The 22938-nt window shown below is 69.1% G+C and carries 22 protein-coding genes, 1 tRNA gene and 2 pseudogenes; 13 read left to right on the plus strand and 12 right to left on the minus strand.

What is annotated here, in order from left to right; genetic code table 11:
* Positions 1 to 46 precede the first annotated feature (46 nt).
* Positions 47 to 2779, minus strand: a complete 2733-nt coding sequence (aceE, locus tag IE107_RS05995) for a pyruvate dehydrogenase (acetyl-transferring), homodimeric type (protein ID WP_189541774.1) — start codon at positions 2777 to 2779, stop codon at positions 47 to 49.
* 472 nt (positions 2780 to 3251) lie between these two features.
* Here aceE and IE107_RS06000 point away from each other — a divergent pair, with 472 nt between their 5' ends.
* The 6 genes from IE107_RS06000 (at position 3252) to IE107_RS06025 (ending at position 7968) form a co-directional block, all read left to right on the plus strand.
* The gene (locus IE107_RS06000) at positions 3252 to 3689 is read left to right on the plus strand and encodes a DUF3052 domain-containing protein (RefSeq protein WP_072483487.1); all 438 of its coding nucleotides are present in this window, start codon (positions 3252 to 3254) and stop codon (positions 3687 to 3689) included.
* Between the two features lie 225 nt (positions 3690 to 3914).
* Entirely contained in the window at positions 3915 to 4373 is a 459-nt protein-coding gene (locus IE107_RS06005) for a peroxiredoxin (protein ID WP_189541777.1), read from the plus strand.
* Between the two features lie 147 nt (positions 4374 to 4520).
* Complete coding sequence (locus IE107_RS06010) at positions 4521 to 5096, plus strand: TerD family protein (protein WP_189542124.1); 576 nt, start codon at positions 4521 to 4523, stop codon at positions 5094 to 5096.
* Positions 5097 to 5265: 169 nt separating this feature from the next.
* Positions 5266 to 5841 (plus strand): TerD family protein, encoded by a 576-nt coding sequence (locus tag IE107_RS06015; protein WP_189541779.1) that lies wholly within the window; start codon positions 5266 to 5268, stop codon positions 5839 to 5841.
* Between the two features lie 70 nt (positions 5842 to 5911).
* Positions 5912 to 7060 carry a DUF475 domain-containing protein gene (locus IE107_RS06020; protein WP_189541781.1) on the plus strand — a complete coding sequence of 383 codons (1149 nt, stop codon included), beginning with the start codon at positions 5912 to 5914 and terminating at the stop codon, positions 7058 to 7060.
* Between the two features lie 173 nt (positions 7061 to 7233).
* Positions 7234 to 7968: a TerD family protein gene (locus IE107_RS06025; protein WP_189541783.1), complete on the plus strand. Its 735-nt coding sequence runs from the start codon at positions 7234 to 7236 to the stop codon at positions 7966 to 7968.
* 48 nt (positions 7969 to 8016) lie between these two features.
* Here the strand turns inward: IE107_RS06025 and IE107_RS06030 are convergent, their stop codons facing one another.
* Positions 8017 to 8886, minus strand: coding sequence for a TerD family protein (locus tag IE107_RS06030; protein ID WP_189541785.1), 870 nt, complete (start codon positions 8884 to 8886; stop codon positions 8017 to 8019).
* A 221-nt stretch (positions 8887 to 9107) separates the two neighbouring features.
* On the opposite strand from IE107_RS06030, the gene IE107_RS06035 reads away from it, so the two are divergent.
* From IE107_RS06035 to IE107_RS06050, 4 genes are all read left to right on the plus strand, one after another.
* Positions 9108 to 10271 carry an HpcH/HpaI aldolase/citrate lyase family protein gene (locus tag IE107_RS06035; RefSeq protein WP_189541787.1) on the plus strand — a complete coding sequence of 388 codons (1164 nt, stop codon included), beginning with the start codon at positions 9108 to 9110 and terminating at the stop codon, positions 10269 to 10271.
* 101 nt (positions 10272 to 10372) lie between these two features.
* A complete protein-coding gene (locus tag IE107_RS06040; RefSeq protein ID WP_229866718.1) occupies positions 10373 to 12868 on the plus strand; it encodes a phosphoribosyltransferase in 2496 nt (831 codons plus the stop codon).
* Positions 12865 to 13740: an HAD family hydrolase gene (locus IE107_RS06045; protein WP_189541791.1), complete on the plus strand. Its 876-nt coding sequence runs from the start codon at positions 12865 to 12867 to the stop codon at positions 13738 to 13740. Before IE107_RS06040 ends, IE107_RS06045 begins: the two co-directional genes overlap by 4 nt.
* Before the next feature lie 44 nt (positions 13741 to 13784).
* The gene (locus tag IE107_RS06050; RefSeq protein ID WP_189541792.1) at positions 13785 to 14444 is read left to right on the plus strand and encodes an O-methyltransferase; all 660 of its coding nucleotides are present in this window, start codon (positions 13785 to 13787) and stop codon (positions 14442 to 14444) included.
* A gap of 30 nt (positions 14445 to 14474) precedes the next feature.
* On the opposite strand, the gene IE107_RS06055 is transcribed toward IE107_RS06050, so the two are convergent.
* The 4 genes from IE107_RS06055 to IE107_RS06070 all read right to left on the minus strand — a co-directional run bounded on the left by IE107_RS06055 (position 14475) and on the right by IE107_RS06070 (position 17768).
* Complete coding sequence (locus IE107_RS06055; protein WP_189541794.1) at positions 14475 to 14696, minus strand: FmdB family zinc ribbon protein; 222 nt, start codon at positions 14694 to 14696, stop codon at positions 14475 to 14477.
* Positions 14697 to 14756: 60 nt separating this feature from the next.
* Entirely contained in the window at positions 14757 to 15347 is a 591-nt protein-coding gene (locus IE107_RS06060; protein WP_189541796.1) for a DUF4383 domain-containing protein, read from the minus strand.
* A gap of 217 nt (positions 15348 to 15564) precedes the next feature.
* Positions 15565 to 16932, minus strand: a complete 1368-nt coding sequence (locus tag IE107_RS06065; protein WP_189541799.1) for a hypothetical protein — start codon at positions 16930 to 16932, stop codon at positions 15565 to 15567.
* A gap of 71 nt (positions 16933 to 17003) precedes the next feature.
* Positions 17004 to 17768 (minus strand): DUF4097 family beta strand repeat-containing protein, encoded by a 765-nt coding sequence (locus tag IE107_RS06070; RefSeq protein WP_189541800.1) that lies wholly within the window; start codon positions 17766 to 17768, stop codon positions 17004 to 17006.
* A gap of 234 nt (positions 17769 to 18002) precedes the next feature.
* Between IE107_RS06070 and IE107_RS06075 the strand changes: the two genes are divergently transcribed.
* Positions 18003 to 18077, plus strand: a tRNA-Val gene (locus IE107_RS06075).
* A 63-nt stretch (positions 18078 to 18140) separates the two neighbouring features.
* Here the strand turns inward: IE107_RS06075 and IE107_RS34740 are convergent.
* Both IE107_RS34740 and IE107_RS36340 read right to left on the minus strand, forming a co-directional pair.
* A pseudogene (locus tag IE107_RS34740) lies at positions 18141 to 18506 on the minus strand (tyrosine-type recombinase/integrase); the annotation flags it as partial.
* Between the two features lie 520 nt (positions 18507 to 19026).
* Positions 19027 to 19233: pseudogene (locus IE107_RS36340) on the minus strand (hypothetical protein); the annotation flags it as partial.
* A 241-nt stretch (positions 19234 to 19474) separates the two neighbouring features.
* On the opposite strand from IE107_RS36340, the gene IE107_RS06085 reads away from it, so the two are divergent.
* Positions 19475 to 19957: a hypothetical protein gene (locus tag IE107_RS06085; protein ID WP_189541802.1), complete on the plus strand. Its 483-nt coding sequence runs from the start codon at positions 19475 to 19477 to the stop codon at positions 19955 to 19957.
* 229 nt (positions 19958 to 20186) lie between these two features.
* On the opposite strand, the gene IE107_RS06090 is transcribed toward IE107_RS06085, so the two are convergent.
* The 4 genes from IE107_RS06090 to IE107_RS35690 form a co-directional block, all read right to left on the minus strand.
* On the minus strand, positions 20187 to 20810 hold the full coding sequence (locus tag IE107_RS06090) for a hypothetical protein (RefSeq protein ID WP_189541804.1): 624 nt from the start codon (positions 20808 to 20810) through the stop codon (positions 20187 to 20189).
* Positions 20811 to 21096: 286 nt separating this feature from the next.
* Entirely contained in the window at positions 21097 to 21390 is a 294-nt protein-coding gene (locus IE107_RS06095) for a GYD domain-containing protein (protein ID WP_189541806.1), read from the minus strand.
* A 380-nt stretch (positions 21391 to 21770) separates the two neighbouring features.
* Positions 21771 to 21845, minus strand: coding sequence for a 50S ribosomal protein bL37 (locus IE107_RS36065; protein ID WP_373302405.1), 75 nt, complete (start codon positions 21843 to 21845; stop codon positions 21771 to 21773).
* A 256-nt stretch (positions 21846 to 22101) separates the two neighbouring features.
* Complete coding sequence (locus tag IE107_RS35690) at positions 22102 to 22224, minus strand: hypothetical protein (protein WP_268246560.1); 123 nt, start codon at positions 22222 to 22224, stop codon at positions 22102 to 22104.
* Between the two features lie 25 nt (positions 22225 to 22249).
* Between IE107_RS35690 and IE107_RS06100 the strand changes: the two genes are divergently transcribed.
* A complete protein-coding gene (locus IE107_RS06100; RefSeq protein WP_189541808.1) occupies positions 22250 to 22897 on the plus strand; it encodes a hypothetical protein in 648 nt (215 codons plus the stop codon).
* Positions 22898 to 22938: the final 41 nt, after the last annotated feature.

Below are 22938 nucleotides of genomic sequence, written 5' to 3' on the forward strand. Positions count from 1 at the left end.
AAGGGCGGCGGGACCTCCTGGCCCCGCCGCCCTTCGTACGTACTCCCTACGCGTCGCCGCCGGCCGCGCCCGGGTCGGCCGCCGTCACGTCCAGCAGTTCGTACCGGTCGATGGCCTGCTTCAGCAGCGAACGGTCGATCCGGTTCTCCTTCGCGAGCTCGGTGAGCACCGCGAGGACGATCGACTGCGCGTCGATGTGGAAGAACCGGCGGGCCGCGCCGCGGGTGTCGGCGAAGCCGAAGCCGTCCGCACCCAGCGACTGGTACGTGCCGGGCACCCAGCGCGCGATCTGGTCCGGCACCGAACGCATCCAGTCCGAGACCGCCACGAACGGACCCTCGGAGCCGGAGAGCTTCCGCGTGACGTACGGGACGCGCTGCTCCTCCTCCGGGTGGAGCAGGTTGTACCGCTCCACGTCCACGGCCTCGCGGCGCAGCTCGTTCCAGGAGGTCGCCGACCAGACGTCCGCCCGGACGTTCCACTCGTCGGCGAGGATGCGCTGCGCCTCGACCGCCCACGGGACCGCCACACCGGACGCCAGGATCTGGGCCGGGATCTCGCCCCGGTCGGCGGCCCTGAAGCGGTAGACGCCCTTGAGGATGCCCTCGACGTCCACGTTCTCGGGCTCGGCCGGGTGCTGGATCGGCTCGTTGTAGACCGTGAGGTAGTAGAAGACATCCTCACTGTTCTCGCCGTACATCCGCCGCAGACCGTCCTTGACGATGTGCGCGATCTCGTACCCGAACGCCGGGTCGTAGGCGACACAGCCCGGGTTGGTCGAGGCGAGCAGCTGCGAGTGGCCGTCCGCGTGCTGGAGACCCTCGCCGGTCAGCGTCGTACGGCCGGCGGTCGCACCCAGCACGAATCCGCGCGCGAGCTGGTCGGCCATCTGCCAGAACTGGTCACCGGTGCGCTGGAAACCGAACATCGAGTAGAAGACGTACACCGGGATCAGCGGCTCGCCGTGCGTGGCGTACGCCGAACCGGCGGCGATCAGCGAGGCAGTGCAGCCGGCCTCCGAGATGCCGTCGTGCAGCATCTGACCGGTCGGCGACTCCTTGTACGCGAGCAGCAGATCGCGGTCCACCGCCTCGTACTGCTGGCCCAGCGGGTTGTAGATCTTCGCGCTCGGGAAGAAGGCGTCCATACCGAAGGTGCGGTACTCGTCGGGTGCGATCAGCACGAAACGCTTGCCGATCTCCTTGTCCCGCATCAGGTCCTTCAGGATGCGGACGAACGCCATGGTGGAGGCGATCGACTGCTGACCCGAACCCTTCTTCGCGGTCGCGTACGTCTTGTCCTCGGGCAGGACCAGCGGCTTGGCACGCACCACCCGGGTCGGGACGTAACCGCCCAGACCCTTGCGGCGGTCGTGCATGTACTGGATCTCCTCCGAGTCACGGCCCGGGTGGTAGTACGGCGGCAGGCCGTCCTCCAGCTGCTTGTCCGTGATCGGGATGTGCAGCCGGTCGCGGAACCGCTTGAGGTCCTCGACCGTGAGCTTCTTCATCTGGTGGGTCGCGTTGCGGCCCTCGAAATTCGGCCCCAGGGTCCAGCCCTTGACCGTCTGCGCCAGGATCACCGTCGGCTGGCCCTTGTGGGCCTTGGCCGCCGCGTAGGCCGCGTAGACCTTCCTGTGGTCGTGACCGCCGCGGCCCAGGTGCAGGATCTGGTCGTCGGTCATGTCCTTGACCATGTCGCGCAGCCGCGGGTCGTCCCCGAAGAAGTGCTCACGGATGTACGCGCCCGACTCGGTGGCGTACGTCTGGAACTGGCCGTCCGGCGTGGTGTTGAGCTTGTTGACCAGGATGCCCGTGCGGTCCTGCGCCAGCAGCGGGTCCCAGGAGCGGTCCCAGACCAGCTTGATGACGTTCCACCCGGCGCCGCGGAACTGCGACTCCAGCTCCTGGATGATCTTGCCGTTGCCGCGCACCGGGCCGTCGAGCCGCTGGAGGTTGCAGTTGACCACGAAGGTGAGGTTGTCCAGGCCCTCACGGGCGGCGATGGAGAGCTGGCCGAGCGACTCGGGCTCGTCCATCTCGCCGTCGCCCAGATACGCCCACACATGCGACTGGGAGGTGTCGGCGATGCCGCGCGCCTCCATGTAGCGGTTCATCCGGGCCTGGTAGATCGCGCCGAGCGGGCCGAGGCCCATCGAGACGGTCGGGAACTCCCAGAAGTCCGGCATCAGCCGCGGGTGCGGGTAGCTGGACAGACCGTTGGGCGCCTTCGACTTCTCCTGGCGGAAGGCGTCGAGCTGCGCCTCGCTCAGCCGGTCGAGCAGGTAGGCGCGGGCGTAGATGCCCGGGGACGCGTGCCCCTGGAAGAAGATCTGGTCGCCGCCCAGGCCGTCGTCCTTGCCGCGGAAGAAGTGGTTGAAGCCCACGTCGTACAGCGAGGCCGAGGAGGCGAAGGTGGCGATGTGGCCGCCGACGCCGATCCCCGGACGCTGGGCACGCGACACCATCACGGCCGCGTTCCAGCGGGTCGCGTTGAGGACCTTGCGCTCGATCTCCTCGTCGCCGGGGAAGAACGGCTCGTCCTTCGTGGCGATCGTGTTCACGTAGTCCGTGCTGCGCATCTCCGGCACGGCCACGCGCTTCTCGCGCGCACGCTCGATGAGCCGGAGCATCAGATAACGGGCCCGCTCACGGCCTCGCTCGTCGACCGCGGCATCGAGCGAGTCGAGCCATTCCTGGGTCTCTTCGGGATCGAAGTCCGGGACCTGGCTCGGCAGGCCGCCAATGATGATCGGGTTGCGATCGGATCCGGAAGCCACGCTGTTCCTTCGCTGTTCGGTGGTGCTCTACGGGGCCTGATCGAGGGAGAAACATGCCCCCGGGATGTATGCAAGTGCGCCATCACCATCGTGTACCGCGAGGGCGCAAACGTCATCTCTACCGAGGGGTAACCGCCGTGTTGTGAGACTTCGCGTCCGGTGTGCGGGGATGGTCCCGGCCAAACCGCAACCATACGCCCAAGCCGTCCAAGCGTTCCCAAAGGATGTTCGACTCCGAATGGCGGACCGAAACGGCATAAGCTGTGGAAGGACGTAAAGGGTGTGGACGGGTAGTGCCGGGCCCCGGAGGGGATCTGCCGACAGTGCGGCGACGTGGCAGGGAACGTCACCGTTTAGGCGGTCTCGGACGCCGGGTACTTGCGCGATCCGCCGCTCCCGTGTGGACTACGGCCAACGGCACGCGTACGCGCGTGGCTGAAGCATTTTCCGAAACATGATCAGGAGGCAACCCGTGAGCGCGACCGCGGACCACGCGGAGGAGCGGACCAACCCGGCAGCACGCCTGGGGTTCGAGCCCGGACAGGTGGTCCAGGAGATCGGCTACGACGACGACGTCGAGCAGGAGCTCCGTGAGGGCATTGAAGCCACAATCGGCCAGGATCTCGTCGACGAGGACTACGACGACGTCGCAGACGTCGTCCTGCTGTGGTTCCGCGACGAGGACGGCGACCTTACGGACGCGCTGGTGGATGCCATTGGTCTGATCGAGGACGGCGGCACGGTCTGGCTGATGACGCCGAAGACCGGCCGTGACGGGTACGTCGAACCGAGCGACATCAACGAGGCCGCACAGACGGCCGGTCTCTCCCAGACCAGGAGCATCAACGCGGGCAAGGACTGGACGGGCAGCCGTCTGGTCACGCCGAAGGCGGCCAAAGCCAAGCGCTGAACCACGCTCGCCACGCATTCGCCCTGAAGGCCCCCGACGGCATGCAGCCACCGGGGGCCTTCGCATGCCCTTCGGGGGCCCTCGTGCGGCCGCAGGGCGGTCCGGAGGGCGGGGGAACCGGTGGCCGGCCCCGTACGGGCGGCGCGTGGCCCGCTGCGGGATCTGCGTAGGGTGGGAGTCACCCGGACGGCCCAGCCCGGTGAACGTAGCGAGAGGACGCTTTTCATGGCGATCGAGGTCGGTACCAAGGCCCCGGATTTCGAGCTGAAGGACAACCACGGCCGGACCGTGAAGCTCTCCGACTTCCGCGGCGAGAAGAACGTCGTGCTGCTGTTCTACCCGTTCGCCTTCACGGGCGTCTGCACGGGTGAGCTCTGCGCGCTCCGCGACGAGCTGCCGAAGTTCGAGAACGACGACACGCAGCTGCTCGCCGTCTCCAACGACTCCATCCACACCCTGCGCGTCTTCGCCGAGCAGGAGGGCCTCGAGTACCCGCTGGTCTCGGACTTCTGGCCGCACGGCGAGACCTCGCGGGCCTACGGCGTCTTCGACGAGGAGAAGGGCTGCGCGGTGCGCGGCACCTTCATCATCGACAAGGAGGGCGTGGTGCGCTGGACCGTCGTCAACGGCCTGCCCGACGCGCGCGACCTCAACGACTACATCAAGGCGCTCGACGCCCTCTGATCCGGCACCGGCGGATCCGTGGGCGACCCGGTGAAAAGCCCTGCTTCGCCGGGAACCGGTCACTAGGATCCAGTCGTTGATCGGATGCCAACGCAACGTGGAGGCGCCGGCGTGTGCCGGCCCCCAAGGAAACCAATGGGAGGACTCGTGGGAGTCAGCCTCAGCAAGGGCGGCAACGTCTCGCTGACCAAGGCCGCGCCGAACCTGACCGCGGTCATCGTCGGTCTCGGCTGGGACGCTCGCACCACCACCGGTGGTGACTTCGACCTCGACGCCAGCGCCCTGCTGACGAATGCCGAGGGCAAGGTCGGCAGCGACGGAAACTTCGTCTTCTTCAACAACCTCAAGAGCCCCGACGGCTCCGTGGAGCACACCGGTGACAACCTCACCGGTGAGGGCGAGGGCGACGACGAGGTCATCAAGGTGAACCTGGCCGGTGTCCCGGCCGATGTCCACAAGATCGTCTTCCCGGTCTCGATCTATGAGGCGGAGACCCGTCAGCAGAGCTTCGGCCAGGTGCGCAACGCGTACATCCGCGTGGTCAACCAGGCCGACAACAGCGAGCTGGCCCGCTACGACCTCAGCGAGGACGCGTCGACGGAGACCGCCATGGTCTTCGGCGAGCTGTACCGCAACGGGGCGGAGTGGAAGTTCCGTGCCATCGGTCAGGGGTACGCCTCGGGGCTGCGCGGCATCGCGCAGGACTTCGGCGTCAACGTCTGAGAAGGCGCGACCGGGCCGTGCCGTCGAGGCGCGGCCCGGGTCACGTCAGCAGTACCCCGTCCGGCGCCGCACCCGTGTGCGGCGCCGGACGCGCTCGACAGATGGCCCGGGGGCTTCTCGGCCCACCGGGTCCAGCAGACGGTTCATCGACTCGGGGAGGACACACACCATGGGCGTCACGCTCGCCAAGGGAGGCAATGTCTCCCTCTCCAAGGCCGCACCCAACCTCACCCAGGTGCTGATCGGGCTCGGCTGGGACGCACGATCCACCACGGGCGCCGACTTCGACCTCGACGCCAGCGCGCTGCTGTGCCAGTCGGGCCGGGTGCTCGGCGACGAATGGTTCGTGTTCTACAACAACCTCACGAGCCCCGACGGCTCCGTGGAGCACACCGGGGACAACCTCACGGGCGAGGGTGAGGGCGACGACGAGTCGGTCATCGTGAACCTCACTCAGGTGCCGGCGCACTGCGACAAGATTATTTTCCCGGTCTCGATCCACGAGGCCGACAACCGGGGCCAGACCTTCGGCCAGGTCAGCAACGCGTTCATTCGCGTGGTCAACCAGGCGGACGGTCAGGAACTCGCGCGTTACGACCTCAGCGAGGACGCCTCGACGGAAACCGCGATGATCTTCGGCGAGCTGTACCGGTACAACGGAGAGTGGAAGTTCCGTGCAGTGGGACAGGGGTACGCGTCCGGACTGCGCGGCATCGCTCTAGACTTTGGGGTCAACGTTTCGTAAAGCCGCGCACGGCGCGGGGGAGCCCCGTACACCTCGGGGGAGACCCGTTACATACACGATGGGGTAGCCAGTGCTTCTGAAAACCTTCGGCTGGTCGTTCGCGGTCACCGCGCTCGGCCTTGTCGCAGCTGTGATCTACGGGGGGTGGGAAGCCTTCGGGGTCGTTGCGATTCTTTCCGTCCTGGAGATTTCGCTGTCCTTCGACAATGCGGTGGTCAACGCCGGAATCCTGAAGAAGATGAATGCCTTCTGGCAGAAGATCTTCCTCACGATCGGTGTGCTCATCGCGGTCTTCGGTATGCGGCTGGTGTTCCCCGTCGTGATCGTGGCCATCACCGCCAAGATCGGTCCGATCGAGGCGGTCGACCTTTCCTTCAACCAGCCCGAGCGCTATCAGGAACTCGTCACCGACGCCCACCCGGCGATCGCCGCCTTCGGTGGCATGTTCCTTTTGATGATCTTCCTCGACTTCATTTTCGAGGACCGTGACATCCAGTGGCTGCGCTGGATCGAGCGCCCGCTCGCCAAGCTCGGCAAGGTCGACATGCTGTCGGTCTGTATCGCGCTGATCGTGCTGCTGATCTCGGCCATGACCTTCGCGACCAACGCGCACCAGCACGGCGGCGGGCACGCGGACAAGGCGGAAACGGTCCTGCTCGCAGGCATCGCCGGTCTGATCACGTACCTCATCGTCGGCGGACTCTCCGGCTTCTTCGAGAACAAGCTGGAGGAGGAGGAAGAGCGCGAGCACGAGGCCGAGGAAGAGGCCAAGCGGACCGGCAAGAAGGTCTCCGCCGTCGCGCTCGCCGGCAAGGCCGCGTTCTTCATGTTCCTCTACCTGGAAGTACTCGACGCGTCCTTCTCGTTCGACGGTGTCATCGGCGCCTTCGCCATCACCAACGAGATCGTGCTGATGGCCCTCGGCCTCGGTATCGGCGCCATGTACGTCCGTTCGCTCACGGTCTACCTGGTCCGTCAGGGCACCCTCGACGACTACGTCTACCTGGAGCACGGCGCCCACTACGCCATCGGTGCGCTGGCCATGATCCTGCTCGTCACCATCCAATACCAGATCAACGAGCTCATCACGGGCTTCGTCGGTGTCGCGCTGATCGGCTGGTCCTTCTGGTCCTCGGTCCGGCGCAACAAGGCGCTGGAGGCCGAGGGCGGCGACGACGACGCCGCCGGTTCCAAGGCGGAGGTCCCGTCCGGGGTGTGACCCGGTAGGGAATGAGGAACGCTCTCAAGCGGGGCGGTCCGTGAGGCAACGGTTCTCCGGAGACATCCGGACCCGGCCCCGCGGCCGCCCCGCAGTGATGTGGGTGTCCCCGCCGAGGCGCGGGCCGGCCGCGGGCCGGGGCACTTTTCCACCGAGAAGCATGGGGGTTGGGGATGGCGTTCTGGGACGGCCTGTGGCCGCGGCGGGACACACAGTTCGAGTCGGGCAGCGCGGCGACCAGCTCCATCGTGCTCTCCCGGCGGCACGCCACGGTCTCGCTGAGCAAGCAGGGTGCGCTGACCGGCAATCTGCGGGTCAACCTCTCCTGGCAGATGCGTACGTCGGACATCATGGGCCGCTCGCGGCAGAGCGGCCGGCTGCTGCGGCCGATGCAGCTCTTCAAGCCCGATGTGGTCCAGGCCCACACCCAGGGCATGGTCAACGTCGACCTGGACCTGGGCTGCATGTACGAGCTGAAGGACGGTACCAAGGGCGTCGTCCAGCCGCTGGGCAACCTCATCGGCGACCTGAACGGTCCGCCGTACATCCGGCTCAGTGGGGACGACCGCTTCGGAGCGCCGTCGGGCGAGACCGTCTACGTCAATCTCGACCAGCGCGACCAGATCAAACGGCTGCTGTTCTTCGTCTACATCTACGACCAGACGCCGGCCTTCGACCGTACGCACGCCAAGGTGACGCTCTACCCGGGCAACGGCCCGCGGATCGAGATCGAGCTCGACGAGCACGCCCCCGAGGCCCGTTCCTGCGCCGTGTTCACGGTGGAGAACGTCAAGGACGATCTGGTCGTGCGGCGCGAGGTGAAGTTCGTGTACGGATTCCAGTCGGAGCTGGACCGGCTGTACGGCTTCGGCATGCAGTGGGGACGCGGCTACAAGTCCCGCACCTGAGCGGGGCCCCGGCTCTTGCCGGGCTCGGGCCCGCCCAGGAGCCGCCCCTCAGGACCGTACGAACTGCGGTCCCTGCGGCGGCAGCACGAAGTTCGGGTCCGGAGCGGGTGCGGCGGCCGCTGCGGGCTGCGGGTAGCCGTAGGCCGGCGGGGCGGCGGCGGGCTGTGGGTACCCGTAAGCGGGCTGGGGTGCGGCCTGGGCCGCCGCGGGCTGCGGATAGCCGTACGCGGGCTGCTGGTGGCGGTGCTGGACCGTGGCCTGGGCGTCGGGGCCGGGCGCCGCTGCCGGCGGGAAGTCGGGCGCGGGCGGGAAGTCGGGTGCCGGTCCGGGCGAGGGCGCCGCCGCGGGTGCCGGGGCCGGCTCGGGCTCGGCCGCGGTTTCGTCGACCGAGATGCCGAAGGCGGTCGCCAGACCGACCAGTCCGGTCGGATAGCCCTGCCCCACGGCCCGGAATTTCCAGCCATCGCCGCGCCGGTAGAGCTCGCCGCAGATGATCGCCGTCTCCTCGCCAGTCTCCGGCCGCACGTCGAAGACCGCGAGCGGGTCCCCGTCGGCCGAGGCCGCGTCGTACAGCAGGATGCGCAGATCGTGCACCTGCGCGAATGTGGCGCCGTCGGAGGAGGCGGCGACGACCACCTGCTCGACGGACGCGTCGAGCCTGCTCAGATCGGCCTCGATGGTGTCCGTGAGCCCCTCGGTGACACTGCGCTTGGGCAGCCGTCGTACCAGGCCGGAGGGGTGGCGGGGCTGGTTGTAGAAGACGAAGTCCTCGTCCGAGCGCACGCGGCCACCGGCTCCGAGCAGCAGTGCCGAGGCGTCCACATCCGGAATTCCGGCGCCCGGGGTCCAGCGCAGCACGGCCCGTACGGCCATGGCGTCCAGAGGGACGTTCGAGCCTTTCACCATCGCGTGCGTCATGCCCGTCATCCTGCCTGCTGGCTGCCCGTGCGGACAACGCGGGGGTCGTACCAGGTGTCCCGGGGGGTGTGCCGGAAGCGCGAGATCGGCGGCGCTCCGACCCGTCGGGAAATGGACGAGTTACCCGGAATTCATGTGCGTGGGGAACTGTCGACACCCGCTCGTACGTACTATTACCGGCCATGCGTCGCACGGCCGACCAGCCAGTTCGGGGGAGTTACATGCGTCATTTCGGGCATATTGCGCCCGCTTCGAGAAAGAGGCTGTTCTTCCAGGAGCCGTGCGAGTTCGGTCCGGACTCGTCGGCCCGCGTGCTTTCGGCCGCCCTGGGCGCCACCCTGTACAGCCCTGCCACCCGGCCGAGACTTGCTGACGACGTCATCAAGCAGGCGGGACGCGGTGTCGTCTCGATGGTGCTGTGCCTGGAGGATTCGATCGACGACTCCGAGGTGGCCGGCGCCGAGGAGAACCTGGTCAGGCAGTTCGCCGATCTCGACGCACGCGGCGCCGAGGTGCCGCTGCTCTTCGTCCGGGTCCGGGAGCCGGGCCAGATAGCGGACCTGGTGCACCGGCTCGGCGCCGCCGTCCGGATGTTGTCTGGTTTTGTACTTCCGAAGTTCACCGAAGAGCGTGGTGTGTCCTTCATGGAAGCGCTCACCAAGGCCGAGAAGGCATGCGGGCGGCGCCTGTTCGCGATGCCCGTCCTCGAATCGCCCGAGCTGCTGTACCTGGAGAGCCGCGGGGAAACCCTCCGGGGAATAGCCCGCACCGTCGACAAGTACCGCGAACGGGTGCTCGCACTGAGGCTCGGCGTCACCGACTTCTGCTCGGCCTACGGACTGCGCAGGGCGCCCGACATGACGGCGTACGACGTACAGATCGTCGGCGCCGTGATCGCCGACGTGGTCAATGTGCTGGGCCGCGCGGACGGTACCGGCTTCACGATCACCGGCCCGGTGTGGGAGTACTTCCGGCTCCAGGAGCGCATGTTCAAACCCCAGCTGCGCCGCAGCCCCTTCCTGGAGGGCCGGGCCGAGGAGCTGCGCACGGCACTGATCGAGCACGATCTGGACGGCCTGCTCCGCGAGATCGATCTCGACCGGGCCAACGGCCTGCTCGGCAAGACCTGCATCCACCCGTCGCACGTCGCGCCCGTGCACGCGCTGTCCGTGGTCAGCCACGAGGAGTTCAGCGACGCGGAGGACATCCTGCGGCCGGAGCGCGGCGGCGGTGGCGTAATGCGTTCCGCGTACACGAACAAGATGAACGAAGTGAAACCGCACCGCGCCTGGGCCGAGCGGACCCTGCTGAGGGCCGAGGTCTTCGGCGTGGCCAGGCAGGACGTCGGCTTCGTGGAGCTGCTGGCCGCGGGCGTCGCGGAATGAGCGGAACGAGCGGGCGCTCGGCAAGGCGCTCGGCAAGGACGGACGGGCCCTCGGCAAGGACAGAGAAAGAGACGGCGAACGTGGTGTGGTCGGGCAGCTGGGTGACGCAGCGACTGGGTGTCGAGCTCGTCGGTGAGGGGACGCCCGGCGGCGACGGGGAGCTGAGAGAACTGCTGGGCCTCGCCCTGCGCCGCAACCCCAAGCGGGCCCATCTCCTCGTGTCGAACGTCCTCGGCAAGCACGTGCCGCAGAAGCCCTCCGTGGTCTACGGCACCGGATTCGAGCTCGGCCGGCGGGTGCACGCACTCCTCGGTGACGCCGCGGCGCGCCGGGCTGTGGTGCTCGGTTACGCGGAGACGGCCACCGGCCTCGGCCACGCGGTCGCCGACGGCCTGGGCGTGGCACCGTACCTCCACTCCACGCGCCGCCCCGTCGAGGGCGTGGCGAGGGCGGGCGGCTTCGAGGAGTCCCACTCGCACGCCACCTCGCACCTGCTGCTCCCGGAGGACCCGGACCTGCTGGCGGGCGACCGCGGCCCGGCGGGCGCGCGCGTGGACACGGACGCGCCCCTGGTGCTGGTGGACGATGAATTCTCCACGGGCAACACCGTGCTCAACACCATCCGCGCACTGCACGAGCGGTATCCACGGAGCCGTTACGTCATCGTCGCCCTGATGGACATGAGGTCGCCGGCCGACCGGGGAAGGCTGACGGAGTTCGCCGCGGAGATCGGCGCCCGCGTCGACCTGGTGGCGCGCGGCTCGGGCACGGTCACCCTCCCGGAAGGCGTCCTGGAGAAGGGCCAGGCACTGGTCGCCGCGCACGAGTCGCAGTCCGAGGCCCCCACCGCGCACGCAGCGGCCGGTGCTCCCGGTCCGCGCGTGGACGGAGCCCCCGGCCCCCGGCCCTGCACCCGGGTGGACCTCCGGTGGCCCGCCGGTGTGCCCGACGGCGGGCGGCACGGTTTCACCCCCGCCCACCGGGCGGTCCTGGAGCCGGCCCTCCCCGCCATGGCCGACCGCATCGCCGAAGCGCTGGGCGACGCCCGCCGCGTACTGGTCCTCGGCTTCGAGGAGCTGATGTACGCCCCGCTGCGCCTGGGCACGGCCCTGGAGGAGCGCACCGACGCCGAGGTGCGCTACTCCACCACCACGCGTTCCCCCGTCCTCGCCGTGGACGACCCGGGCTACGCGATACGGACCCGGCTGGTCTTCCCGGCCCACGACGACCCGGCCGACGGGCCCGGCGACCGGTACGCGTACAACGTGGCCGGCGCCGGCTTCGACGCCGTGGTGCTCGCCGTCGACTCGGCCGCCGACACCCCCGAACTCCACGCCCCCGACGGCCTGTTGGCGCAGCTCGCCGCGCACACCGGACACGTCCTGCTCGCGGTCGTCCCCTCGTACGTCCCGTCGCGCCCCCACCCGCATGCCTCCGAACGGCAGGAACCCCCCATGCTGCCCGAGCCCCTCCGCGGCCCCGCCTTCTCGTCCTACGCTCCGGACGAGGTCGGCTGGCTGCTCCAGGACCTCTCGGGCACCGAGCTGGAGGCGCCCACCGAGGAGCGCGAGGAGGCGATACAGAGCGGTGGCGCGCACTACGCCGAGTCGCTGCCCGTCGAGTACCAGCCGTCCGCCCAGTACCAGGAGCTGTTCAAGGCGGCCCTGGAGCTGTCGGCCGCCCGCGTCGCCCGCGCCGTCGGCACCGTCACCGAGACGGTCCTCGCCGAGCGCGCCCCCCGCCCGGTCCTGGTCTCGCTCGCCAGGGCCGGCACACCCGTCGGCGTACTCATGCGCCGCTGGGCCCGGCACCGGCACGGCATCGACCTGCCGCACTACGCCGTCTCCATCGTGCGGGGCCGCGGCATCGACGCCAACGCCCTGCGCTGGCTGGCCGCCCACCACGACCCGGCGGACGTCGTCTTCGTCGACGGCTGGACCGGCAAGGGCGCGATCACCCGTGAACTCTCCGCGGCGCTCGCCGAGTTCGACGGATTCAACCCGGAGATCGCGGTACTGGCCGACCCGGGCGGCTGCGTCCGCACGTACGGCACCCGCGAGGACTTCCTCATCCCGTCCGCCTGCCTCAACTCCACCGTCTCCGGCCTGATCTCGCGAACCGTCCTCCGCTCCGACCTGGTCGGCCCCGAGGACTTCCACGGCGCGAAGTTCTACCAGGAACTCGCGGACACCGATGTGTCCGGCCATTTCCTCGACACCGTCGCCGCGCACTTCGGCGAGGTCGTCGACGACGTGGACGCCGAGGTCAAGGAGCTGCTCGCGGCCGACCGCGCACCCACCTGGGAGGGCTGGGCCGCCGTGGAGCGGATCAGCGAGGAATACGGCATCCACGACGTCAACCTCGTCAAGCCGGGCGTCGGCGAGACGACCCGGGTCCTGCTGCGCCGCGTCCCCTGGAAGATCCTCGCCCAGCGCGGCGCGGGCGCGGACCTCGAACACATCCGTCTGCTGGCCGAACAGCGGGGCGTGACGGTGGAGGAGGTCGACGGACTCCCGTACACCTGCGTCGGACTGATCCACCCGAAGTACACCAGGGGCGCGACGGGCGCGGACGGCAAGGCGGTGGAGTCGAAGTGACCGCCCCCGAGACCACGGCGACGGCCGATGCCGGCGCCCCCGTGACACTGGTCGCCAGCGACCTCGACCGCACCCTGATCTACTCCGCGGCGGCGCTCCGGCTCGCCGTGCCGGACGCCGAGGCCCCCCGGCTGCTGTGCGTGGAGGTCTACGACCGAAAGCCGCTCTCCTACCTGACGGAGACGGCCGCGGCACTGCTCGACGAACTGGCCCGCACCACGGTCTTCGTGCCCACGACCACCCGCACCCGCGAGCAGTACGGACGCATCCGCCTGCCCGGCCCCGCACCGCGGTTCGCGATCTGCGCCAACGGCGGGCACCTGCTCGTCGACGGCGAGTCCGACCCCGGCTGGCAGCGGCAGGTGGCCCGCAGGCTCGCCGACGAATGCGCCTCCCTCGCCGAGGTCCGCGCCCACCTCCTGGCCGCGGCCGACCCCGCCTGGCTGCTCAAGGAACGGGTTGCCGAGGACCTCTTCGCCTACCTCGTCGTGGAGCGCCCGCTGCTGCCCGGGAGCTGGGTCGAGGAACTGGGGGAGTGGGCGCGGACACGCGGCTGGACGGTCTCCCTCCAGGGCCGCAAGATCTACGCCGTTCCGGGCCCGCTGACCAAGAGCGCCGCCATGGAGGAAGTGGCCCGGCGCACCGGCGCCACGCTCACCCTCGCCGCCGGCGACAGCCTCCTCGACGCCGATCTGCTCCTCGCCGCCGACCGCGCCTGGCGCCCGGCCCACGGCGAACTGGCCGATACCGGCTGGAGCGCCCCGCACGCCGAGGCGACGGCCGCGCACGGCGTGGCGGCGGGCGAGGAGATCCTCCGGCACCTCCTGAGGGCTGCGAGCGGGGGAAGGCCGGGCGAGGCAGGATCGTCCTGACGCCGGGCACAGCGCACCGGCCGGTCGAGCACGAGGAGCGTGGCATGACCAAGGGCAACGAAACCAAGATCACGGACGAGCTGTACGCGTACATGCTGGCGCACAATCCACCGCTCGACGCGGTGCAGCGCGAGCTCGTCGAGACCACGTACGCACGCCTCCCCGAGCACGCCGGCATGCAGTCGGCCGAGGAACAGGGACCGCTGCTCGCCTTCCTCGTCCGGCTGACCGGGGCCCGGCACATCGTGGAGGTCGGGACGTTCACCGGGTTCTCCGCCCTGTCGATGGCGCAGGCACTGCCCGCCGACGGGCGGCTGATCGCCTGCGACATCTCGGAGGAGTGGACCGCCTACGGCCGTGAGGCATGGGAGAAGGCGGGCGTCGCGGACCGGATCGAGCTCCGTATCGCCCCCGCGCTCGACACCCTGCGGGCGATGCCGGCCGAGCCGCACATCGATCTCGCCTACCTGGACGCCGACAAGGGCAACTACATCCCGTACTGGGAGGAGTTGGTGCCCAGGATGCGGCAGGGCGGACTCGTCGTCACGGACAACGTGCTCTTCCACGGCGGGGTGACCGACCCGCAGGCGACCGGCGGAGCGGCGGCGATCAAGGAGTTCAACGAGCACGTCGCCGCCGATCCGCGGATGGACAGTGTGCTGCTGACCGTGTCCGACGGCCTGACGCTCTCCCGCAAGCGGTAGCGGCCCCGGCCGCCCGGGGCCGTCCGCTCCTCAGCCGCAGCAACCCCCGCCGCAGCAACCGCCCCCGCCGCCGGCCGACGGGGCGGCGGGCGCGGACTTGGCGGACGACCCGCCGACGGCCACGGTGGAGAGCAGCTTCACGGTGTCGGAGTGCCCGGCGGGACAGGAGGCCGGATCGGAGGACCGAGCCATCGGACGGCTGAGTTCGAAGGTGTCCCCACAGGAGCGGCAGCGGAATTCGTAACGAGGCATGGCCCCAGGTTAGGGCCTGTCCGTCACCGGTGCGCCGATGCGTGCACGACGGGCGACGGGTCAGGGGTTGCGCCGGACGACCGGCATCGGCGGTGCGCTCGCCCTCCGGTTCAGCCGCATCTCCTGCGCGGCCTCCTCGGGGTGGCGGGCCCGCCAGTACGGGTTGTCGTGCGGAAGGCCGCCGGTGACCCGCCCGTACATCCCGAAGACCATCAGCATCAGACCGACCACAAAGCTGAACAGCACGTTCTGGATGCGGAAGGCGAGGAAGTTGTAGTCGGTGTCCAGCAGCGCGAGATTGACGAAGCCGCTGAGGATGAAGGCGATGCCCAGAATCATGTTGAGCGTCGAGGCGAAGTTGCCGCCGATCACCATGCCGATGAACAGGAGCAGGCCGACGCAGATGGACAGGACGCTCAGGGCACCGTTGGTATTGAGGCCCGCGACGGTGGCTCCGCCGGTGTTGAAGAAGCCGATCTTGTCGATCAGCCCCAGGACACCGAAGGCGAGCAGCACGAGTCCCATCAGCCCTGCCCCGACCCGGTAGACGCTGTTGAGCCGGTGATCGACCGGCAGATGCTTGTCGAGCCGGGTGGCCTTGCGGCGGCGTGGGGCCCGTCGTCCACCGGTGTGCAGTACATGGGTGGCCATGGCGGCCTCCTTCGCGCTACTACCAGGATCCGCCCAAGGCATTGCCACCGCACACCCGAGCCCGCGACGGCCGTGGCGCGGAGCCTGTACGGCTCAGCCGCCCGTCGTACGGCTCAGGCGCCCGTACGTACGGCTCAGGTGCTCGCTCAGGCCGTGGCGTGGAACCCCTACGGCTCAGGCGCCCACGCGGGGTCCGGGCGCGGAGCAGCCCTACGGCTCAGGCGCCCGCCCCGCGCTCCTCACGGATCTCGGAGACCACCCGCGCGGCCGTCCGCCGCACCGCTTCGGTCTCCGTCAGGAAGTGCCAGTAGTCGGGGTGACGACCGTCGAGCGCGGCGACGGCGCGGTCCAGCCGGGCCACGGCATCGTCCAGCGGACGTGCATGGCGCGGATCGGGCGTGCTGCGCCCGTCCATGGCCAGGCGCTGCGCGTCGCGGACCGCGAACCGGGTCCGCTGGATCTCCTGCTGCGGGTCCTTGGCCACATCGTCCAGCCGGTGCAGCCGTTCACCGGCCGCGGAGACCGCCTCGTCCGTGGCGTTCAGCAGGGCGCGGACCGTGCTCAGCCGGGACGTCGCATCGGCCCACCGCTGCTCGTCCCGGGCCTGGGCGGCCTCCTTCAGCTTCTCCTCGGCCTGCCGCACATTGACGGCCGCCTGCTCGGGCACGGGCTGGAGGTCCTGCCAGCACGCGGCCGAGAAGCGCCGCCGCAACTCGCTCAGCACCGGCTCCACCGAGCCCGCCCGGGTCGTCAAGGCCTGGGCACGGGTACGCAACGACACCAGCCGGTGATCGATCTCGGCGGCGCGCTCGGGCAGCTTGTCCGCCTCGGACCGCACCGCCTCGGCATCACGCAGCACCCGGTCGGCACGCTGCAAGGTCTCCGTGACGCCGTGCCGGCCGGCTCCCTGGTTGAGCTTGGTCAGCTCGGGGGCGAGGGCCGCCAGCCGGGCGGCGAGATCATCCGCCCGCAGTCCGGACGCGCGCACCGCGTCGAGAGCGTTGCTCGCGCCGAGCAACGCCTGCCGGGCCCGCTCCACGGCGGGCGCGAGCCGGGCGAGCTGCGTCTCCGCGCTGCCCAGCAGCGGACCGAGCCCCTGCGCGAACCGGTCCAGCTCGGCCTTGACCCGTACCAGCTCTTCCCTGGCCGTCGTCAGCTCGCTCCGCGCGCGGGAGGCTACCGACGGCTCCAGATCGTCCCGGTCCAGATCGTGTGCGTCGACCGCGGTGATGTACGTATGGCTGGCCTCGTCGATCCGCCGCCCCAGGGCGGCGAAGTCGTCCACGGCCCCGCGCGCGGCGGGCGAGCTGTCCACCGCGGTGATGGTCTCTATCGAGATCCGCAGATCGCGCTGGGCGGTGTCCAGCTCGTAGAAGGCCGACGCGGCGGCATCCTTCGCGGCCTGTGCCTCGGCGCGCTGACTCTCGCCGCGCCCGCCGAACCAGCGCCTCGTACCACCACCCGCGAAAGCGGCCGGCAACGCGGCGGCGAGCAGCGGCACCGGCAACAGCATCAGCACGAACACATCCCTGACGGCGGAACTCCCACCCGCTCTCGCCCGCGGCTGCGCGTGTGTCGCCGTCACATCCCTCTCCCGTGCCGTTTCGCCCTGCCCGGTACATTCTCCCACCAGGTAAAGACGAACACACGGGCCGGTTAGTTCGCGCTTCGGACGGTGACTTCGCCGTTGTCGCTCCGGGCCCTCACCACATGACTGCTGTCGGCGCTGCGCGGCACGTCCACCGAGGTGCGCCCGTGGTCGGCGGTGGCATCCACCGCGTACTTCTCGGGGCCGCCCGGCAGGTCGACGGTGACCGCCCCGTTGTCGCTCACGGTGTCCACGAGATCCGGCACGGCCGTGAACCCCAGCCGGATCATGCCGTTGTCGGACCGTGCCGACACGGACCCGGACGAGATCCCCTCGGCGACGATGGCACCGTTGTTGCTGGTCAGCTTGAGCGGCCCGGTGGAGTCCCGGACGGTCACCTCGCCGTTGTCGGCGCTGAGCGTGAGCGGGGTGCGGAAGCCGGAGGCGACGACCTTCCCGTCGTCCCCCTCGACGACCACCGCCACCCCGCGCGGCACCTTCACCTGATGCTCCGCGGCACAGTTGCTGATCAACGCATCGCACTCCACCCCGAGCGTGAGCGTGTCGTCCTGCATCCCCCAGTGCGGCTCGGGCCCGTCCCCGAACACCACCCAACCGTCGACACGACGGGTCACCTCGACCTTCTGCACATCGGCCGGCACGAGCTCCAGCGACGACTGCCCGGAACGGATGGTCAGCGTCTTCCCGCTCAACGCGAACGACTTGTGCTGGGCAGGAGCGTCGCTCACATCCGTACTGCCACAACCTGACAGAACGAGAGCCAGGAGCACGGCGCCTCCGGACGCGACGAGAGTGCGGGTGCGGACTGCCACGATGATCTTTCCCCCAGGTCGTACGGTGGATGATGCTTCGGTACTGCGACCCTCACGGTACGTACGCGACCGCCCCCGCCAGAATCCGGACGGCTACCGTACGCAGGGTGGGGATAACCCCCGCATGCCCCGTCGTCCCTGCGCCGACGGCCGTCTCCGTCCGCTGCTGCCGGGGACCGTCCGGATCGTTTGTGACCACGGGCCGTAGTCCATGTACGCTGTTGCCTCATCCACGGGTGCGTAGCTCAGGGGTAGAGCGCTGCTCTTACAAAGCAGATGTCGGCGGTTCGAAACCGTCCGCGCCCACCAGCCAGAACGCCCCCGCAGCGAGCCGCTGCGGGGGCGTTGACGGTAGTTCTTGACGGCAGTCGCTCAGCCAGACGGGCGGCGACGCCGCAACAGGCGGTCCATGTGACCCATCGCCTCCCTTCGATTGTCGTCGGAGACGTGGGTGTAGATGTTCGTCGTGACGGCGATCTGTGAGTGACCCAGAATCTCCATCACGACGCGCGCCGGCACACCTGCGGCGAACAGGAGCGTGGCGCATCCGTGCCGGGCGCCGTGGAGCCGGATGCGGGGGAGCCCTGCCTCCTCTGTGATGCGCTGGAACGAACGGCTGACGAACGCCGCGTACAGCGGGTCCTGCCTCGCAGCCTCCAGGAAGGTTGTCGTCTGGTCCAGACCCCATGGCTTGAGCTCCCGAGACTGCACCCGAGGGGGCGTGGCGAAGAGGGCGAGGACGACCGCTGAGGCGGTCACGATCAGGCCGCCTGTGCTCTTGAGAGCGAGGTGACCGCGACCCGCCCGGAAGCTGATGCCGTGACGCTTCCGGCGGGTGGCAGGGGCAGTTGCATGGACAGCGGAACCCCCAGCAGGCAACGGAGGGCTGACCTGCGGCGATTTGCGAGACGCACTGGGCTTGTGGAGTCGTGTGCCGTCCGTGCTCCTGTCCGCGATATCTGCGCCTTCCTCGGCGCGGCCGGTGCTGGGAACATTCCGGGGTCTGATCGGTGGCGATGCCGGAGACGGAAGGGGGCGGGATGACTCAGTCGAAGTGCGGGGCTCCCACGCGGAGCGGGGGCCGGTGTCAGAGCAAGGCGATCATCGGTAGCTCGCGGTGCGCCAAGCACCAAGGGGCATGGTCCGCGTATGGGGTGGAGCAGCGGAAGAAGAAGGAAGCCGAAGCGAAGATGCGGAAGCTCCGGAAGAAGCGATGACGGGGTCCGCCGACTCGCGGGGCTGACATCCACGCTCAACATCAACGAGGGCGGACGCACACGGCTCCGGGCGGTCCCTCGCAGGTGCCTGAGCTGGGGCGACGGCGCCGGGGGGCGACCGCGTGGTCACGGCCGTTCACCAGGTGCTGGTGGATCAGCGCGGCACGCACCGAGGAGTGGCCCATCCGCTGTATCAGATCCCGAGTGGTCGCACCGCCGGTCGCGGCGATGGTGTTTCCGGTGTGGCGCCTGTGGCTGTGGGCTCCCGGCTCTGGCTGCGCCCGCGCTCCTGCCTGCGGCCCGCTCGGCGCTGCCGCCGCCGACGCGCGCCCACGTGGGTGGGCCCGAGGGCATGGGACGAGAACCAAGCCTGCGGCTTCAAGACGTGCCTCCGGCGGGGGCGCTCAGACTCCGGGATGGGAGGGGCGCCGTTCGCGAGGTCGATGGATCATTGACCCGCCGCAGTTCAGAACCTGCTATCAAGCACGCATGGATGCAGCACTCATTGGCCTCACAGGCACAACCATCGGCGCGCTAACCGGCTTTGGTGGTGCTTGGCTTGCCCAGCGTGGGCAAATGCGACTCTTCCGGGAGCAGCGGTCGTACGACGCCGAGGTCCGATGGGCGGACGACAAGAGGGCGCTGTACCGCGACCTCCTGGTGGCCATGTACAAGTGGCATGACGCTCTGGTCTCGATCTGGAAAGGCGAGGACAACGCAGAACTCGACGCGAGTCGGACGAACGCCATCACCCTCGTGGTCGAAGTGTCGTTGATCGCAGCCGATCCCGTTCGGGCGGCCGTTGAAGAAGCACATCGGACGTTCTTCAATACCCAGCCGCACATCTTCGAACGCTCTGACACGCGAGAAGGACAACCGGCAGAACCCGTGGAGGACGTGCTCGAAGGGGTCCGAACGAAGCTTCTGGCGATGGAGACCGAGATGCGACGTGAGCTGGTTACCCTCCGGTGATCGGTTCTCTTCCACGGGCACGACGTTCGACGGGCCACGTGCCACATCCGTGCCCGAAGGGGCGGGGAACCATGGGGAATCGGAGAGCAGCACAGGCATGTGGCCGAGTACTCACGCGAGAGCAGAAGCAGCAGCTCACGCGGCAGATCACCCCACCTCGCTCCTGAAGCGGTGATACCTGCGCCGGGCCTCCGCCGTGGGCCACGTGTGGGCCGGAGAGCTGGTGGAGTCAGCCGTCGAACCAGACGACCAGGCGGACGCTCTCGTCGCCGTGCAGGTTCGCCAGTGTGCGCATCACCGACCGGACGGCACCCCAGTCCCTGTCCGGCACGGCATGCTTTCGTCGGAGGCGGCCGATGCGGAAGAGACGGTCGCCGTCCGGCCACTCGGTGCCCTCGGCGTAGGCGCTGCCCGCGCAGTGAAGAGCGTGGGGGTCGGTGAGGCCGGAGAGCTCGGCGAAGCGGGTGAGGCTGGAGTTCCGGCCGTGCAACTCCCAGGTGCCGTCAGGGCTCCGACGGTACTCGTGAACGCAGTCATCGACCTTGTTTGCGACCTCTTCCCAATCCGCGGCCGCCAGCTCCGCCCAGGTGATCCAGGACGCACCAGACGCGTCCGAGCTCCAGGGCTCGAAGGGGGCAAGTGCCTCCCGCGACACGTCAGGAGGGAGGCCGCGATGATCGGCGAGTGGGTGGAAGGAGGTGGTATCGCGGACACCGAACAGGGACCCGAAGGCAATGTAGGACCGCCCGTTGTAGAGATGCGCGAGATCGATGGCCCCCTCCCAGCTGCGGTCGTCCTCGTCCAGCCAGCGATCCCAGCGGCACTCGATGAACCCGTGTATGTCTGTCCCCACGCCTGGAATTGTTCTCCGTCGGGGTGAGGCGTGCGACGAGATTTCCGGCTTGGTGGCCAGCTCCGAGCGTTCCCGGCCGGGCCCAAGCCGGTGCTTGTCCCGCAGATCCTCCCGGAACCCGGAGATCAGGGTCACCGGATCGCCTGACCGCCGGCATCCTCCTCATGCGTCGACTTCTTGATCTCCACCAGGGGAATGGATGCCCCCGCAGACCGCCAACAGACGTGCAACCCGGGCTTGTTGAGTCGGCTCGCCGGACGCCGTTGCTTGCAGTGTGTGGAGGTCTTCAGCCGGCCTTGGCGATGATGTGGTCCATCTCCTCTTGGCCGAAAGCCCGCAGAGTCGTGGTACGGACGTTGCCCACTCCGCCGAGCTGCAGGAGTGTCGCGGTGGCGGTTTCGTCGTCGGGCGCCTCGACGACGGCCACGAGGTCGTATGGACCGACGGTCCAGTAGATACTCAAGAGCTTCGCCCCGAGCTTCTGTGCCGCTGCGGCGAAGGCCTCGGCGCGTTTCGCGGTGTCCTTGTAATTTCGGACCCCTTGATCGGTCCAGTTCAGCAACGTGACATACGTCGCCATCTTCTTTCACCTCCACGAGGAAACACATCGTGGGGACAATCCTGGACATCATGGCTGAAGCCTGCACCAGGTGCGCACCCGAACGAGCTGTACGAGCGATCACAGGCGGTTGATCGCGGTGGCCGGAACTTGCAAGAGGCGCTTCGTACGACAGCCGCGCTGACCTGCAAGGGGACACTCGGCAACTCCGAGCCGCCTCAACTGCTCCGCTCCAGCGGAGTGCGCACCGAGGGCGGCTGGCGAAGCTCGGCCTGGAGAGCCTTGCCTGAGTGGCGCTGACTGCTGGGGTGCCCACGCCGATCCCTACGAGGCGCTTCCCGGGCTGTATGGCGATGTCGGTTGTGGGTGCCCTGGGAGGTGGGTGCTTCCCAGGGCACCGTTCAGGCGTTGGGGCGCTTGCCGTGGTTGGCGTTCTTCTTCTTGCGGCCGCGGCGCTTGTTTCCTCGCTTGGCCATGACCTGCCTCCCTCACCTGGGGTTTTCGGGCCTCCGCCAGTTTAGGTTCGGGTCGTCCCGGCTGCATCAGGGGTGTTGGCGAGGGCCTCGACGAGCCAGGTGAAGGCCCGTGTCGGGTCTTTCGGGGCGGCCAGGAGTTGATCACGGCGAGGCAGTTGGAGGTTGCGCCGAAGCCGGCGGGGCTGCGGGCTGCGGGGGACACGATCTCGCGGTCGGAGTGGAGGCGGACGGTCTTCGGTCTTCACCGTGAGCCCCGTCAGCCCGTCCGCCTGGCCGGATCCACGATCAAGAGCAGCGCGTCGTCGTTCATGCCCGTGAACCTCAAGTCTCCCCCTGCGGGAGAGTCGAGCGCGGGGTCGCCGTAACGTGTCTTGTTCACGTCAGCACCATCCCAGGGGGGATACATGTCGTACGGATATCCGCCGCCCCAGCCCGGTCAGCAACCCCAGCCAGGTGAGCAGCCCCAGCCCGGCCAGCAGCCCCAGCAGCCGCCGTCGCCGTATGCGCAGTGGCCGCAGCCCGGCCCCGGGGCGTACGGCTGTCCGCAGCCGCCGAGGAAGTCCCGTACCGGGCTGATCGTCACGCTGTCCGTGGTCGGCGGGGTGGCCCTTCTGCTGGCGGCCGGTGTGCTGATCGCCGTGACGACCAGCGGCGGCTCGTCGTCCACGGCCGAGTCGAAGCCATCGGCGGCGGAGTCCACGAAGAGCGAAGCGCCCACGACGGGGGGTGCCTCCGACGCGCCCACCGAGCTGCCGGCTCTCGAAGGTACGGACGCCGAGGGCGATGTGCGGATCACCCGGTGCGAGGTGGACTCGCTGACCGAGTGGCCGGACGCGGACGTGGAGGTCGTGAATCACTCCGACACCCAGGCTTCCTACATCGTGTCCGTGGAGTTCGTGGACGGCGACGGTACGCGGCGGGCCTCGGGTCTGGCGACAGCCACCGACCTGGCGGCGGGGCAGAAGTCGGTGCAGAAGGCCCAGGGGCTGGGGAAGGTCCCGGGCAAGATGACCTGCAAGGTCGCGAAGGTCACGCGGCTTCCCTCGACGTGACGGATGTCCCGCCTCGCCGAAGGCTGAGCAGTCTCATCGAA

It is taken from the genome of Streptomyces gelaticus (assembly GCF_014649535.1).
Taxonomy (GTDB): domain Bacteria; phylum Actinomycetota; class Actinomycetes; order Streptomycetales; family Streptomycetaceae; genus Streptomyces; species Streptomyces gelaticus.

What these genes read in the sequence shown, in the direction of transcription:
- IE107_RS06005 (WP_189541777.1), top strand. Translation starts at nt 3,915, where the DNA reads ATGGCGATCGAGGTCGGTACCAAGGCCCCGGATTTCGAGCTGAAGGAC.
- IE107_RS06015 (WP_189541779.1), top strand. Translation starts at nt 5,266, where the DNA reads ATGGGCGTCACGCTCGCCAAGGGAGGCAATGTCTCCCTCTCCAAGGCC.
- IE107_RS06025 (WP_189541783.1), top strand. Translation starts at nt 7,234, where the DNA reads ATGGCGTTCTGGGACGGCCTGTGGCCGCGGCGGGACACACAGTTCGAG.
- IE107_RS06030 (WP_189541785.1), bottom strand. Translation starts at nt 8,886, where the DNA reads ATGACGCACGCGATGGTGAAAGGCTCGAACGTCCCTCTGGACGCCATG.
- IE107_RS06035 (WP_189541787.1), top strand. Translation starts at nt 9,108, where the DNA reads ATGCGTCATTTCGGGCATATTGCGCCCGCTTCGAGAAAGAGGCTGTTC.
- IE107_RS06050 (WP_189541792.1), top strand. Translation starts at nt 13,785, where the DNA reads ATGACCAAGGGCAACGAAACCAAGATCACGGACGAGCTGTACGCGTAC.
- IE107_RS06055 (WP_189541794.1), bottom strand. Translation starts at nt 14,696, where the DNA reads ATGCCTCGTTACGAATTCCGCTGCCGCTCCTGTGGGGACACCTTCGAA.
- IE107_RS06060 (WP_189541796.1), bottom strand. Translation starts at nt 15,347, where the DNA reads ATGGCCACCCATGTACTGCACACCGGTGGACGACGGGCCCCACGCCGC.
- IE107_RS06085 (WP_189541802.1), top strand. Translation starts at nt 19,475, where the DNA reads ATGGATGCAGCACTCATTGGCCTCACAGGCACAACCATCGGCGCGCTA.
- IE107_RS06095 (WP_189541806.1), bottom strand. Translation starts at nt 21,390, where the DNA reads ATGGCGACGTATGTCACGTTGCTGAACTGGACCGATCAAGGGGTCCGA.
- IE107_RS06100 (WP_189541808.1), top strand. Translation starts at nt 22,250, where the DNA reads ATGTCGTACGGATATCCGCCGCCCCAGCCCGGTCAGCAACCCCAGCCA.